A 14,182-nucleotide genomic window follows, 5' to 3' on the forward strand; every position below is an offset into this window, starting at 1 on the left:
CCCGGTCGTGGGAATCTGGTCGACGACCGACCGCAAGGGCGTGCAGGTCTCCGACTCCCGCCGGTCCTCCGCCGGGGCCCGCGCCGTCGTGCGTCCTTCTACTCAGTCGCCCACGGCACCTGCGGCGAGCGGTGGTAGTCGATGCCGAGGGCGGTCAGGCGGGGGCCCTGTGCGGCGAGGCGGAGCCGGTACGCCTCCCAGTCGTGGGTGGCGGCCGGGGACCAGCCGAGCTCGGCGATGCCGGGCAGGCGGGGGAAGGCCATCGTGTCGATGTGGGCGCTCTGCGAGATCGTCTCGGTCCACAGCGGGGCCTCCACACCCGCGATCGCCGATTCGGGCAGGCCGGGCAGGAGGGTGGCGGGGTTCCAGTCGTAGGACCGCTGGACCTCGACGTAGCCGGCCCAGGAGAGGCCGAGCGGGGTGTCCTTGGTGTACTTCATGTCGAGGTAGGCGCGGTCGGCGGGCGACAGGATGATCCCGGTGCCGTTCCGGCCGGCGGCCGCGACCCGCTCCTTCTCGGCGGCGGAGCTGCGGTCCAGGCCCCAGTACTGGGCGAGGGCGCCCTCGGCGGGCCGGGCGCCGGTGAGCTGGTGCCAGCCGATGACGGTCTTGCCGTACTTGGCGACGACGGGCTGGACCCGGTCCATGAAGGCGACGTAGTCGTCGTGGCTGGTGGAGTGGGCCTCGTCGCCGCCGATGTGGAGGTAGCGGCCGGGGGTGAGGGCGGCGAGCTCGCGGATCACGTCGTCGACGAAGTCGTACGTGATCTCCTTCGGCACGCAGAGCGAGCTGAAGCCGACGGCGGTGCCGGTGTAGAGCGGCGGGGCGACGCCGTCGCAGTTGAGTTCGGCGTAGGAGGCGAGGGCCGCGTTGGTGTGGCCGGGCATGTCGATCTCGGGGACGACCTCCTGGTAGCGGGAGGCGGCGTAGCGGACGATCTCGCGGTAGTCGTCCTTGGTGTAGAAGCCGCCGGGTCCGCCGCCGACCTGGGTGGAGCCGCCGTAGCCGGCGAGCCGGGGCCAGGAGTCGATGGCGATGCGCCAGCCCTGGTCGTCGCTGAGGTGCAGGTGCAGCTTGTTGATCTTGTAGAGGGCGAGCTGGTCGATGTAGCGCTTGACCTGGTCGACGGTGAAGAAGTGGCGGGAGACGTCGAGCATGGCGCCCCGGTAGGCGAAGCGCGGGGTGTCGGTGACGGTGCCGCCGGCGATCCGCCAGGGGCCGGGCTGGACGGTGCGCTGCTCGACGGCGGCGGGGAGCTGCTGGCGCAGGGTCTGGACGCCGCGGAAGAGCCCGGCGGGGCGGTGCGCGGTGAGGGTGACGCCGGTGCGGCCGGAGCGCAGTTCGTAGCCCTCCTCGCCGAGCGCGGTGGCGCGCGGGGAGAGGCGGAGCAGGATGCCGCCGCGGGCCGCGTCGTCGTCGACGACGGGCAGCGGGTAGCCGGTGGAGGGGCGGAGCAGTCCGGCGAGGTAGCGGCCGATGGCGCGGGTCTCGCGGGCCTGGGCGCCGCCGGTGCCGGGGTCGACGCGGACGGCGGCGGAGCGGCCGAGGGTGTACGGGGCGCCGCCGGGGGCGACGGTGGCGGGCGCGGGCACGACGGCGCCGAGCGGGCGGGGGGCGGCGGGTTCGCGGCCGTCGGCGCGCGGGGTGCCGACGGCGCCGACGGTGGCGAGGCCGGCGGCGACGAGGAGGAGTGAACCGAGGAGTCGCGGAAACGTTCTGCGCTGTCTCACGGGCCTGTCCCTTTCGATGACGGTCGATGGGCGTGCGGCGAGCGTTGCGTATCCGTTCGGTCACCATGCGTACCCCGCGCCTCAGCCGCGGTCAAGGTGTAGACCAATTAGCCCATTCGGCCGCGTGATCATGGCCCTCGTTGCCCGATTTCGGGCAGGATTCTTGCAATGCCCCTCGGGTACCCCTCAGTATTCACGGGTGCTCGAACGCCGCCCGTCGCACGACGACCTCATCGACCATCTGGTCCGCAGCACCGCGCTCCAGCGCGGTGAGGCCGCCCGGGTGGTGCTCGACGTGCTGGCGTACTTCGACGAGTCGACGGAGGACTTCGTCCGGCGCCGCCACCGCGAGCTCCAGTCCGGCGGTTCCGTCAACGCCGAGATCTTCGAGCGGATCGCGGGCGAGCTCCCGCACCGCGCGGTGGCGCCCCCGGAGCTCTCGCTCCGGCAGCTGCGCCGCATCGTCTACGGCTGAGTCGGCCGAGCGCCCCCACTGACCTTGGAGGATCAACACCTGTGTGTGGAATCGTCGGTTACATCGGCAGGCGTGACGTCGCCCCGCTGCTGCTCGAAGGACTCCAGCGCCTGGAGTACCGCGGTTACGACTCCGCCGGCATCGTCGTCACCAGCCCGAAGGCCGCCGGCCTGAAGATGGTCAAGGCCAAGGGCCGGGTCCGCGACCTGGAGGCCCGGGTCCCCAAGCGCTTCGCCGGCACCACCGGCATCGCCCACACCCGCTGGGCCACCCACGGCGCCCCCAGCGACATCAACGCGCACCCGCACCTGGACGCCGAGAACAAGGTCGCCGTCGTCCACAACGGCATCGTCGACAACGCGGCCGAGCTGCGCGTCAAGCTGGAGGCCGAGGGCATCGTCTTCGTCTCCGAGACCGACACCGAGGTCATCACCCACCTGATCGCCCGCTCCCAGGCCGACTCCCTGGAGGAGAAGGTCCGCGAGGCGCTCAAGCACATCGAGGGCACCTACGGCATCGCCGTGATGCACGCCGACTTCAACGACCGCATCGTGGTGGCCCGCAACGGCTCCCCGGTCGTCCTCGGCATCGGCGAGAAGGAGATGTTCGTCGCCTCCGACGTCGCCGCCCTGGTCGCCCACACCCGCCAGGTCGTCACCCTCGACGACGGCGAGATGGCCACCCTGAAGGCCGACGACTTCCGCACGTACACGACGACGGGCGCGTCCACCACGGCCACCCCGGAGACCGTGGAGTGGGAGGCCGCCTCGTACGACATGGGCGGCCACGACACGTACATGCACAAGGAGATCTCCGAGCAGCCCGACGCGGTCGACCGCGTGCTGCGCGGCCGGATCGACGACCGCTTCTCCACCGTGCACCTCGGCGGCCTCAACCTGGACGCCCGCGAGGCCCGCTCCATCCGCCGGATCAAGATCCTCGGCTGCGGCACCTCGTACCACGCCGGCCTGATCGGCGCCTCGCTGATCGAGGGCATGGCCCGCATCCCGGCCGACGCCGAGCCGGCCTCCGAGTTCCGCTACCGCAACCCGGTCGTGGACCCCGACACCCTCTACATCGCGGTCTCCCAGTCCGGCGAGACCTACGACGTGCTGGCCGCCGTCCAGGAGCTCAAGCGCAAGGGCGCCCGGGTCCTCGGCGTCGTCAACGTGGTCGGCTCCGCCATCGCCCGCGAGGCCGACGGCGGCGTGTACGTGCACGCGGGCCCCGAGGTCTGCGTCGTCTCCACCAAGTGCTTCACCAACACGGTGGTGGCCTTCGCGCTGCTCGCCCTGCACCTCGGCCGCATCCGCGACCTGTCCGTCACCGACGGCAAGCGGATCATCGAGGGCCTGCGCCGGCTGCCCGGCCAGATCGAGGAGATCCTCAAGAGCGAGGACGAGATCAGGAAGCTGGCCAAGGAGTACGCGGGCGCCCAGTCGATGATGTTCATCGGCCGCGTCCGGGGCTACCCGGTCGCCCTGGAGGCGTCCCTCAAGCTCAAGGAGATCTCCTACATCCACGCCGAGGCGTACCCGGCCTCCGAGCTGAAGCACGGCCCGCTCGCCCTCATCGAGCCCGCCCTGCCGACGGTCGCCATCGTCCCCGACGACGACCTGCTGGAGAAGAACCGCGCCGCGCTGGAGGAGATCAAGGCCCGCAGCGGCCGGATCCTCGCGGTCGCGCACCAGCTCCAGGAGAAGGCCGACCACACCATCGTCGTGCCGAAGAACGAGGACGAGCTCGACCCCATCCTGATGGGCATCCCGCTCCAGCTCCTCGCCTACCACACGGCGCTCGCCATGGGCCGCGACATCGACAAGCCGCGCAACCTGGCCAAGTCCGTCACGGTCGAGTAGCGGCGCCCCGGGCCTGTCCCCCGGAGCCCCGCGCCTCGCGGGCCTGTCCCCCGCGAGCCTCGGCCGGACACCACAGCGGTCCCCGTGCATCCCAGGTGCACGGGGACCGCTGCTTTCGTACGTCGTGTCCGCGTACGCCGTGCCGGGTGCTCAGCTCGCCGCCGCGGCCCCGCGGGAGGCCCGGGCCACCGAGGTCGGCCAGCCCGCGACCGCGGCCGTGGCGCCGTACCAGGCCACGAGGCCGGCGACCGCGGCGACCCAGCCGCCCGCCTTGCCGAGGCCCGCGTTGCCCGCGAGGGCGCCGATGCCCAGGAGCAGCAGCGCGACGAACAGCAGCCCGTACACACCCTGGCCGAACAGCCCGCTGCCGCCCGCCGCGAGGGTCAGGGTGAGCGCGAGGAGCGCCCAGAGCAGCAGGAAGAGCCCGGCGGCCTCGGAGGAGTGCGCGCCGCCCGCGCCGGTGCCCCAGGTGAACCAGAAGGCGCCGAGGGCCGCGTAGGCGGTGCCCGTGCCGGTGTCGCCGGCGCGCAGGGCGAGCAGGCCGACGACGAAGAGCGCGACGCCCCCGACGAAGGTGGCGAGACCGGCGGCGTCGGACGGGCCGACGTGGTCGATCACGCCGGTGGAGCCGAGGCCGAAGGCGAGGAGGGTCAGTCCGAGGGCGAGGTTGCCGAGGGTCGAGGTGGTGTTTCCCGCGGCGGCTTCTTTGGACACGGCGGGCTCCCTTCAGGTGTGCAGTTGTGCTGCTTGGGCCACTTTGTTCCGGTGCTCTTTAGCTACCCTTCACAAGCACACAATTCACCTGAGGAAGGCCGAAATATTGGCCGAATCAAGGGAGTTGACGGTGTGTCCGCTGGGGCGGACGCGCACCGACCGGCTACGGGATGACGATGACGGGGCGCTGGGCCCGCCGGGCGAGCCGGCCCGCCACCGAGCCGAAGATCCGGCCGACGATGCCGTGGGTGGAGCCGACCACGATGGCGTCGGCGGCGTACTCCTTGCCGACCTCCTCCAGTTCGTGGCAGATGTCCCCGCCGCGCTCGACCAGGATCCAGGGCACCTCGGAGAGGTGCTCGGCGCAGGCGAGTTCCAGACCGAGGACCTCGGTGCGGTGGTCGGGCACGTCCACGAAGACCGGCGGCTCGCAGCCCGCCCACACGGTGGTGGGCAGCCGGTTGGCGACGTGCACGATGATCAGGCCCGAGCCCGAGCGGCGGGCCATGCCGATGGCGTAGGCGAGCGCGCGCTCACTGGACGTGGAGCCGTCGAAGCCGACGACCACCCCGTGCCGGAAGGCCGGATCGCAGGAGTGGCGTGGCTGTTCCACCGCGAGGGGGTCGGCCGGGGAGTCGGCGACGCGCTTGCGGTCCGCGGGTTCGGGGAATTCGTGACCGGCCATCGATGTCTCGGCGGGGAGAGTCCTCTTGGGAGGGACGGAAAGGGGGAGCGGAACAACGGTTGGCGGCGGAGCTGTGTCCGGGAATCATCTTCCCAAGCCCATACCCCCAAGGGTACGGCGACACTCCTCCCGTGCCCAGGGGTGTCCGCCCCGCATCGGGGGACACCCTTACGGCGTTCCCCGGAGAATGCACGAGCCCCGCGCCCTCGCGCAATGCCGCTTGTCCCCTACAGGTGTCGGGACGGGGCCGAACGGGCGCCCGCCGCAGTGACCGGAACGTTCCATTCCTCGTTGCCACAGGTCACGCCGTCGCCGCAGGGAGTCCGCCCGTGCCCGCACCCTCCTCCGCCCCCGCCGTCCGGCCCGCCGAAGCCCCCGGCGCCGCGCCCCGCGCCGCCGCCGGGCCCCCCGCCCCGCGCGGGCGGCGCCGGACCCCGGCGGAGGAGCCGGCCGCCCCGGGGCCGGACGCGGCGAGCGACGTGGTGCGCTGGGCGGTCTTCTGCTGCGCGCTCGTGCCGGTGGTCCTGGTGGTCTACGGGACCTCCCTCGGCGGCGCCGCCGGCGCGGCCCTGGGACTCGCCGCCGTGACGGCCGCCTGCCGGGTGCTGCTGCGCCGCTCGGAAAATGGCTTGCGCGCCGAGCGCGCGCGCCCCCGTACTGGTCGTGGGCACCCTCGGAGTTGACAGGGTCGTACGCCGATTCCCATATGTTTTCAGCCAAGTTCCGACTAGCGGTCGGAGACTGGCCGAAGACCGCTCAACCCGCGTAGGGCTTGGCGTCTCCGCTCCGGACTGCGTCGGCCGATCGAACGCTTCACGCCACGTACCCATGTCGACAATCCGCCGGGCGGAGAACTTGTCACCCCGGCGGCACCGGACGCAGTAGATTCGATCATGGGTACCGAAGACTGGGGTCTCGTGCAAAACCGAGGGGAAACGTGGCACAGCGACACGACCAGGGAGACGCCAACACCGAGGGGGGCTTAGCGTCATGAGCCAGGACCACTCCGTCGCACCGGAGACGGCACGGAAGCTGTCCGGGCGCCGCCGTCGCGAAGTCGTCGCGGTACTGCTGTTCAGCGGCGGGCCCATCTTCGAGAGCTCCATCCCGCTCTCCGTGTTCGGCATCGACCGTCAGGACGCGGGGGTGCCACGCTACCGGCTCCTCGTGTGCGCCGGCGAGGACGGCCCCCTGCGGACCACAGGGGGACTCGAACTCACCGCGCCGTACGGCCTGGAGGCCATCAGCCGCGCCGGCACCGTCGTCGTGCCGGCCTGGCGCTCGATCACCTCCCCGCCGCCCCCGGAGGCGCTCGAAGCGCTCCGCCGGGCGCACGAGGAGGGCGCGCGCATCGTCGGCCTGTGCACGGGGGCCTTCGTCCTCGCCGCCGCCGGCCTGCTCGACGGGCGCCCGGCGACCACGCACTGGATGTACGCGCCGACGCTCGCCAAGCGCTACCCGTCGGTCCACGTGGACCCGCGGGAGCTCTTCGTCGACGACGGCGACGTGCTGACCTCCGCGGGCACGGCGGCCGGCATCGACCTCTGCCTGCACATCGTGCGGACCGACCACGGCACGGAGGCCGCGGGCGCCCTGGCGCGCCGGCTGGTCGTCCCGCCGCGGCGCAGCGGCGGTCAGGAGCGCTACCTCGACAGGTCTTTACCCGAGGAGATCGGCGCCGACCCGCTGGCCGAGGTCGTCGCCTGGGCGCTGGAGCACCTCCACGAGCAGTTCGACGTGGAGACCCTGGCGGCTCGCGCGTACATGTCACGGCGGACCTTCGACCGCCGGTTCCGCTCGCTGACGGGCTCCGCCCCGCTGCAGTGGCTGATCACCCAGCGGGTGCTCCAGGCGCAGCGGCTCCTGGAGACCTCCGACTACTCGGTCGACGAGGTCGCCGGCCGCTGCGGCTTCCGCTCGCCGGTCGCCCTGCGCGGGCACTTCCGGCGGCAGCTCGGCTCCTCGCCGGCCGCCTACCGGGCCGCGTACCGGGCCAGGCGTCCGCAGGGCGACGGCGGGACCGCGGTGCTCGACCCGGTCGTGCCGGCGCAGGTCGCCGCGGCTCCGCGCCGGCCGATGGGCCCGCTGGACCCCGGCCGGCTGCCGACGGACGCGTACGCCCCGGGCCGGGCGTCGCTGCCGGGCCAGCGCAGCGCGCCGTAGCCCACCCCCCGTACCGCGCCGCCACAAGCCGCGCACCGAGAAACCGACGGGCCCCCGGGACACCTCCCCGGGGGCCCGTCGGGCGTGTCACGGGCGGCCGCCGGGTCTCCCCCCGTTCCCCAGGACACCCCCTAAGGTAGGACGCATGAACGATCGCATGGTGTGGATCGACTGCGAGATGACCGGGCTCTCGCTGACGGACGACGCACTCATCGAGGTGGCCGCGCTGGTCACCGACTCGGAACTGAACGTGCTCGGCGAAGGGGTGGACATCGTGATCCGCCCGCCGGACGCGGCCCTGGAGACCATGCCGGAGATCGTGCGCGAGATGCACACCCACTCCGGCCTCCTCGACGCGCTCGCCGAGGGCACCACCCTCGCCGACGCCGAGGCCCAGGTCCTCGCCTACATCCGCGAGCACGTCAAGGAGCCCGGCAAGGCCCCGCTGTGCGGGAACTCGGTCTCCACCGACCGCGGCTTCCTCGCCCGGGACATGCCGGCGCTGGAGAAGCACCTCCACTACCGGATCGTCGACGTGTCCTCGGTCAAGGAGCTGGCGCGCCGCTGGTACCCGAGGGCCTACTTCAACAGCCCGGAGAAGAACGGCAACCACCGGGCGCTCGCGGACATCCGCGAGTCCATCGCCGAGCTGCGCTACTACCGCGAGGCCGTCTTCGTGCCGCAGCCCGGCCCGGACTCGGAGACCGCGAAGCAGATCGCCGCGAAGCACGTCGTCCCCGCGGAATGAGCCCGGCGTGAGCCCCGCTCGCGCCCGTCGAACAATGCGGGCGCGAGCACCCTCAAACACCCTGTAGACTTCTTCTCGGCCGGTCGGGGAAACCCTCGGGAAAACCGCCGGTCATGGTGGGTATAGCTCAGCTGGTAGAGCACCTGGTTGTGGTCCAGGATGTCGCGGGTTCGAGTCCCGTTACTCACCCTGATACCGAAGGCCCCGGTTCGAGAGAACCGGGGCCTTCGGCGTTCCCGCGTGTGTGAGGAGCTTCGCCGTGCCTGCCGAGTCGTCCATACCGTCCGCGCCGTCCGTGCCCTCTGTGGCCGTCGTGGCCTCGTCCACCGTCCAGCGGGCCGGGGCGGTCGTCCTGCTCCTGCAGGTCGGGTACGTGCTCTTCCTCCAGCTGGCCTTCGCCCTGCTGACGACGGACACCGGCGAACCGGACACCGGCACCGGCCCCGCCCTCGGCCCGCTCGCCGCGGAGGGCGCGGTGCTCCTGCTGCTGCTCGGCGCCGCCGCCGTGCTCGGGCGGCCGGCCCTCGCCGCCCGCGTCCCGCGCCCGGTCCGCGCCGTCGCGCTCGGCGCCGTGATCCCCCTCCAGCTGTACGTGGCGTGGGCGGCCCTCGCCAACGCCCTGGACCAGGGGGTCGAGCCGGACTCCGTGCTCAACGTGGTGATGGTGCTGCTCTCGCTGCTCGCCGCCGTCGCGGCCGGCCTCGGGATCCGCGGGGCGCTCCGGCGGGGCCCGGGCGCCGCCTGACACCCGTGCGGGTGAGTTCCCGCCCGTCCGGCGAGCTGACGCCGGGCCCGCGGGCGGGCGGCCGGTACGGTCGGGGCCCATGGGGAGCGGCCGGAGGAGGACGAACGGATACGGGGCCGTGCTCGCCCTCCTCCTGACCGCCGCCCTCGCCGCCGGCTGCGCCACCGACCCGCCGGGACCGCCGCGTCCCAAGGACGCCGGGGCGGGCGGGCGGCGGGCGGTGACCCTCACCGTCGGGGTCTTCGGGAACTTCGGCCTCAAGGAGGCCGGGCTCTACGACGCGTACATGCGGCTGCACCCGCACATCGCGATCCGGCAGAGCTCCGTGGAGCGGAACGAGAACTACTACCCGCAGCTCATCACCCACCTGGCCACCGGCTCCGGCCTCGCCGACGTGCAGGCCGTCGAGGTCGGCAACATCGCCGAGGTGGTCGCCACCCAGGGCGACCGGCTGGAGGACCTGGGCGCGGCGCCCGGGGCCGACCGGCGGTCCTTCCTGCCGTGGAAGTGGGCGCAGGGCACCGGCCGGGACGGGCGGACGGTCGCGCTCGGCACCGACATCGGGCCGGAGGCCGTCTGCTACCGCAAGGACCTGTTCGCGCGGGCCGGGCTGCCCACCGACCGGGCGGCCGTCGGGCGCCTGTGGGCCGGGGACTGGCGCCGCTACCTGGAGGTGGGCCGGCGGTTCGCCGCGCGGGCCCCGAAGGGGGTGGCGTTCACCGACTCGGCGTCCGGGGTGATGTCGGCGGTCCTGGTCGGCTCGCCGCTGCGGTACTACGACGCGCGCGGCGAACTCGTCCTCCACGACAACCCGGCCGTGCGCCAGGCGTGGGACCTGGCGGCCGAGTTCGCCCGGGACCGGCTGACCGCCCGGCTCGCGCCGTTCACCCCGAGCTGGGACCACGGCTTCGCGAGCGGCTCCTTCGCCACGATCGCCTGCCCGGCCTGGATGCTCGCGTACATCATGGACAAGACCGGTCCGGCCGGGCGGGGCCGCTGGGACGTGGCCGCCGCGCCGCGCCCCGGCAACTGGGGCGGCTCCTTCCTCGTCGTCCCCTCGGCGGGGCGGCACCGGGCGGAGGCCGCGCGGCTGGCGGCCTGGCTGACGGCGCCCGCGCAGCAGGCCCTGTTCTTCGAGCGCCGGGGCGGCTTCCCCAGCTCCTCGGCGGCGCTCGCGCTGCCCGTGGTGGCGGGCGCCCGGCACCCGTACTTCGGGGACGCCCCGGTGGGCGCGATCTACTCGGCGGCGGCGCGGGGCGTGCCGCGCGCGCCGATCGGGCCGAAGGAGGGGCTGATCGCCCAGCACCTGACGGAGGGCGGGATGCTCCAGGTCGACCAGGCGGGGCGGGACCCGGACGAGGCGTGGGACGCGGTGCTGGCCTCCATCGACAACGCGCTGGACCGGTGACCGGGTGAGCGGCGAGGCCGGGACGCTGACGGTGCCCGCGCCGGGCGAGCGGGCCCCCGCGCCCGCCGTGCGGCGCCGGACGGACCGGGCGGCGCGCTGGATCCCGTACGGTCTGGTCGCCCCCTTCTTCCTCTTCTTCGGGGCCTTCGGGCTGTTCCCGCTGCTCTACACGGGCTGGGCCTCGCTGCACCGGCTGGAGCTGACGGCGCTGGACGAGCGGCGGTGGGTGGGGCTGCGGAACTACACCCGGCTGCTCGACGACCCCTTCTTCTGGAACGCGCTCGGCAACACCTTCACCATCGGGGTGCTCGCGACCGTCCCGCAGCTGCTGCTCGCGCTGGGCGTGGCGCACCTGCTGGACACCCGGCTGCGGGGGCGCGGCTTCTTCCGGCTGGTGGCGCTGGCCCCGTACGCGACCTCGGTGGCCGCCGCGACGCTGGTGTTCGCGCTGCTCTTCGGGCGGGACCACGGCCCGGTCAACTGGGCGCTGGGCGGGGTCGGGCTGGCGCCGGTGGACTGGCAGAACGGGCCGTGGGCGTCGAAGGCGGCGGTGTCGGCGATCGTGGTGTGGCGGTGGACGGGCTACAACGCGCTGATCTATCTGGCGGCGATGCAGACGATCCCGCGCGAGCTGTACGAGGCGGCGGCGCTGGACGGGGCCTCGCGGTGGCGCCGGTTCCGGCATGTGACGCTGCCGGGGATCCGGCCCGCGGTGCTGTTCACGGTGGTGGTGTCGACGATCGGGGCGAGCCAGCTGTTCGGCGAGCCGCTGCTGTTCGGCGCGGGGGCGGCGGCGTCGGGCGGGGCGGACCACCAGTTCCAGACGCTGGGGCTGTATCTGTACGAACAGGGCTGGGTGAATCTGCATCTGGGGCGGGCGGCGGCGATCTCCTGGGTGATGCTGCTGGGGCTGGTGGTGCTGTTCGGGGCGGTGCGGCTGGTGCGCGCGGGAGCCCGGTGGCGGGCGGAGCGCGCGGGGCACGCGGGGCACGCGTGCTGACGCGGACGGAGCGGGCCGGGCCCGTCTCGTACGCGCTGCTCGTGCTGTTCGCGGCGCTCTCGCTGGGGCCGCTGCTGTGGGCGGCGGTGGCCGCCTCGCGCACCTCGTCGCGGCTGGCGCGGACCCCGCCGCCGCTGCGGTTCGGGCGGAACCTGCCGGAGAACCTGGCGGTGGCGTGGTCGGAGGCCCGGCTGGGCGCGGCGCTGGCGAACACGCTGCTGGTGGCGGGGGCGGTGGCGGCGGGCACGGTGCTGGTGTCGACGCTCGCCGGTTTCGCCTTCGCCCGGCTGCGGTTCCGCTTCCGGGGCGGGCTGCTGGCGCTGGTGGTGGGCACGATGATGATCCCGCCGCAGCTCGGGGCCGTACCGCTGTATCTGATGGTGGCCCGGCTGCACTGGACGGACTGCCTCCAGGCGGTGATCCTGCCGGGTCTGGTCTCGGCCTTCGGGGTGTTCTACATGCGCCAGCACCTGCTGCGGGCCCTGCCGGCGGAGCTGGTGGAGGCGGCGCGGGTGGACGGGGCGGGGGTGATGCGGATGCTGTGGCACGTGGTGTTCCCGGCGGCGCGTCCCGCGATGGCGGTGCTGGGCGCGCTGACGTTCGTGGCGGCGTGGAACGACTTCTTCTGGCCGGTGCTGGTGCTGACCCAGCCGGGGAACCCGACGGTGCAGGTGGCGCTGACGGGTCTTGGCCGGGGCTATGTGCCGGACCAGGCGGTGGTGATGGCGGGCGCGGTGCTCGGGACGCTGCCGCTGCTGGTGGTGTTCGCGCTGCTGGGGCGGCTGGTGGTGGGCGGGGTGATGGCGGGCGCGGTGAAGGGCTGAGCGCGCGGCCGGGAGTCGCTCACTCTTTCGGGCGAGGCAGAGGGCTCTGACGGTCCCTCCGCTGTTAGCTTTCCTTTATGTCCGATATCTTCGCAATCCTCCCCGCCTGGGCGAGGTGAGGCCGGATGGGAGTCCTGCGTGACCATCCCGAACTGGCCCTCTTCCTCTGCCTCGCCACCGGCTATCTCGTCGGCAAGCTCCGCGTCGGACCCATCACCCTAGGCGGCATCTGCGGCACGCTGATCGTCTCGCTGCTGCTCGGCGCCTGGGCGAAGATCACCATCTCCGACGACGTGAAGACGATCTTCTTCGCGCTCTTCATCTTCTCGCTCGGCTACATGGCCGGACCGCAGTTCTTCGCCAACCTGAACAAGAAGAGCCTGCGCTTCTTCACCCTCTGCATCATCGAGGTCGTCTGCGTCGTCGGCATCGCCCTGGGCCTCGCCAAGGCGTTCGACCTGGACGTCGGCACCGCCGCCGGCATCCTGGCCGGCGCCGCCACCGAGTCGGCCGTCGTCGGCACGGCCACCGAGTCCATCGGCAAGCTGACCAACCTGACGCAGGCGCAGATCACCGAGTACCAGGGGCACGTGGCCACCGCGTACACGGTCTGCTACCTCTTCGGGCTCATCACCATCGTGATCTACACCAGCCAGATCATGCCGATGATGATGCGGATCAACCTCCGCGACGCCTCCCGCGAGCTGTGGGAGAAGATGCGCGGCGGCGGGGGCGGCCTGGAGGACGACGAGCGCGAGGCGCTGCCGGGGATGGTCGGGCGCACCTTCCTGGTCACCCGCGCCGACGGCCAGAAGGTCTCGGAGCTGGAGCTGGCCAACGGGCGCCGGGTCACCGTCGAGGCGGTGAAGCGGGGCAGCAAGGTCCTCACCCCTCCCCCGCCCGACTTCGAACTGACCCTCTCCGACCTGGTCCTGATGGTCGGCCGCCGGTCCAACATCATCGCCGCCGGCCGGGACGTCGGCCCCGAGACCCCGGCGATCCCGGGCCTCGACACCCCGCTCGCCACCACCCAGGTCTCGCTCACCGACAAGGCGGTGGAGGGCAAGTCGCTCGACAAGCTCACCACCGAGCACCCGGAGATCTCGGGCGGCGGGGTGTACGTGACCGACGTGCTGCGCAACGACCAGCACCTGCCCGCCACCCCGGAGACCGTCGTGCACCGCGGCGACGTGCTCACCCTGGTCGGCTCCCGGTCGGGGCTCGGCAAGCTCGCCTCGAAGGTCGGCGCGGTCGTCAAGAACGACGCCACCGACTTCGTGTACCTGGGCTTCGGCATCGTCGTCGGCTCGCTGATCGGCCAGATCGTGGTCCGCTTCGGCAGCGTCCCGATGTCGCTCGGCACCGGCGGCGGCTGCCTCATCTCCGGCCTGCTCTTCGGCTGGTTCCGCTCCCGCAAGCAGACCTTCGGCGCCTTCCCGCCGCAGGCCGCCACCACGATCAAGGACCTGGGCCTGGCCGTCTTCATCGCCTGCACCGGCCTGGTCTCGGGCCCGCAGGCGGGGCCGCTGCTCAAGGAGTACGGGGCGCTGCTGCCGTTCGCCGGGATCGCGATGGTCCTGGTGCCCGCGACGATCTCGCTGGTCGTCGGCCGCAGGCTGCTGAACATCGAGAAGCCGATCCTGATCGGCGCCATCGCGGGCCAGCAGTGCTCGACCCCGGCCATCACCTCGGTCACCCAGGTCGCCCAGAGCTCTGTGCCGATGCTCGGCTACACGATCACGTACACGCTCTCGAACTTCCTGCTTCCCCTGACCGGCCCGCTGCTGGTCGGGATCCTCGGAGCCTGAGAGGACGCACGGTGACACCCCAC

General features: G+C 72.8%; 13 protein-coding genes and 1 tRNA gene. 11 read left to right on the plus strand and 3 right to left on the minus strand.

Annotated features, from left to right (window positions below; all coding sequences use genetic code 11):
- Positions 1–98: 98 nt before the first annotated feature.
- A complete protein-coding gene (locus AB0C99_RS22885; protein WP_362477918.1) occupies positions 99–1,730 on the minus strand; it encodes a beta-N-acetylhexosaminidase in 1,632 nt (543 codons plus the stop codon).
- Positions 1,731–1,929: 199 nt separating this feature from the next.
- Between AB0C99_RS22885 and AB0C99_RS22890 the strand changes: the two genes are divergently transcribed.
- Positions 1,930–2,205: a hypothetical protein gene (locus AB0C99_RS22890; protein WP_351662955.1), complete on the plus strand. Its 276-nt coding sequence runs from the start codon at positions 1,930–1,932 to the stop codon at positions 2,203–2,205.
- 41 nt (positions 2,206–2,246) lie between these two features.
- Complete coding sequence (glmS, locus tag AB0C99_RS22895; protein WP_362477921.1) at positions 2,247–4,064, plus strand: glutamine--fructose-6-phosphate transaminase (isomerizing); 1,818 nt, start codon at positions 2,247–2,249, stop codon at positions 4,062–4,064.
- A gap of 150 nt (positions 4,065–4,214) precedes the next feature.
- Here the strand turns inward: glmS and AB0C99_RS22900 are convergent, their stop codons facing one another.
- Both AB0C99_RS22900 and AB0C99_RS22905 read right to left on the minus strand, forming a co-directional pair.
- Entirely contained in the window at positions 4,215–4,778 is a 564-nt protein-coding gene (locus AB0C99_RS22900) for a GPR1/FUN34/YaaH family transporter (protein ID WP_362477924.1), read from the minus strand.
- A gap of 163 nt (positions 4,779–4,941) precedes the next feature.
- Positions 4,942–5,463: a universal stress protein gene (locus AB0C99_RS22905; protein ID WP_362477927.1), complete on the minus strand. Its 522-nt coding sequence runs from the start codon at positions 5,461–5,463 to the stop codon at positions 4,942–4,944.
- Positions 5,464–5,792: 329 nt separating this feature from the next.
- Here AB0C99_RS22905 and AB0C99_RS22910 point away from each other — a divergent pair, with 329 nt between their 5' ends.
- From AB0C99_RS22910 to aspT, 9 genes are all read left to right on the plus strand, one after another.
- On the plus strand, positions 5,793–6,146 hold the full coding sequence (locus AB0C99_RS22910; RefSeq protein ID WP_362477931.1) for a hypothetical protein: 354 nt from the start codon (positions 5,793–5,795) through the stop codon (positions 6,144–6,146).
- Positions 6,147–6,453: 307 nt separating this feature from the next.
- On the plus strand, positions 6,454–7,626 hold the full coding sequence (locus tag AB0C99_RS22915; RefSeq protein ID WP_362477934.1) for a helix-turn-helix domain-containing protein: 1,173 nt from the start codon (positions 6,454–6,456) through the stop codon (positions 7,624–7,626).
- A 145-nt stretch (positions 7,627–7,771) separates the two neighbouring features.
- Entirely contained in the window at positions 7,772–8,374 is a 603-nt protein-coding gene (gene orn / locus AB0C99_RS22920; protein WP_362477937.1) for an oligoribonuclease, read from the plus strand.
- A 116-nt stretch (positions 8,375–8,490) separates the two neighbouring features.
- A tRNA-His gene (locus AB0C99_RS22925) sits at positions 8,491–8,563 on the plus strand.
- Between the two features lie 70 nt (positions 8,564–8,633).
- Complete coding sequence (locus AB0C99_RS22930; protein WP_362477940.1) at positions 8,634–9,119, plus strand: hypothetical protein; 486 nt, start codon at positions 8,634–8,636, stop codon at positions 9,117–9,119.
- Between the two features lie 79 nt (positions 9,120–9,198).
- The gene (locus AB0C99_RS22935; protein WP_362477942.1) at positions 9,199–10,527 is read left to right on the plus strand and encodes an ABC transporter substrate-binding protein; all 1,329 of its coding nucleotides are present in this window, start codon (positions 9,199–9,201) and stop codon (positions 10,525–10,527) included.
- Between the two features lie 67 nt (positions 10,528–10,594).
- A complete protein-coding gene (locus AB0C99_RS22940) occupies positions 10,595–11,527 on the plus strand; it encodes a sugar ABC transporter permease (RefSeq protein WP_362478126.1) in 933 nt (310 codons plus the stop codon).
- Positions 11,521–12,351: a carbohydrate ABC transporter permease gene (locus AB0C99_RS22945; RefSeq protein WP_362477945.1), complete on the plus strand. Its 831-nt coding sequence runs from the start codon at positions 11,521–11,523 to the stop codon at positions 12,349–12,351. Before AB0C99_RS22940 ends, AB0C99_RS22945 begins: the two co-directional genes overlap by 7 nt.
- Before the next feature lie 125 nt (positions 12,352–12,476).
- A complete protein-coding gene (gene aspT / locus AB0C99_RS22950) occupies positions 12,477–14,159 on the plus strand; it encodes an aspartate-alanine antiporter (RefSeq protein ID WP_362477948.1) in 1,683 nt (560 codons plus the stop codon).
- The last annotated feature ends 23 nt before the right edge of the window (positions 14,160–14,182 follow it).

Origin of the sequence: Streptomyces sp. NPDC048659, assembly GCF_040650575.1 — a bacterium.
Taxonomy (GTDB): domain Bacteria; phylum Actinomycetota; class Actinomycetes; order Streptomycetales; family Streptomycetaceae; genus Streptomyces.

Excerpts from the sequence above, each read along its gene's own strand:
- AB0C99_RS22905 (WP_362477927.1), bottom strand. The coding sequence starts at position 5,463 with ATGGCCGGTCACGAATTCCCCGAACCCGCGGACCGCAAGCGCGTCGCC.
- AB0C99_RS22935 (WP_362477942.1), top strand. The coding sequence starts at position 9,199 with ATGGGGAGCGGCCGGAGGAGGACGAACGGATACGGGGCCGTGCTCGCC.
- orn (WP_362477937.1), top strand. The coding sequence starts at position 7,772 with ATGAACGATCGCATGGTGTGGATCGACTGCGAGATGACCGGGCTCTCG.
- AB0C99_RS22915 (WP_362477934.1), top strand. The coding sequence starts at position 6,454 with ATGAGCCAGGACCACTCCGTCGCACCGGAGACGGCACGGAAGCTGTCC.
- aspT (WP_362477948.1), top strand. The coding sequence starts at position 12,477 with ATGGGAGTCCTGCGTGACCATCCCGAACTGGCCCTCTTCCTCTGCCTC.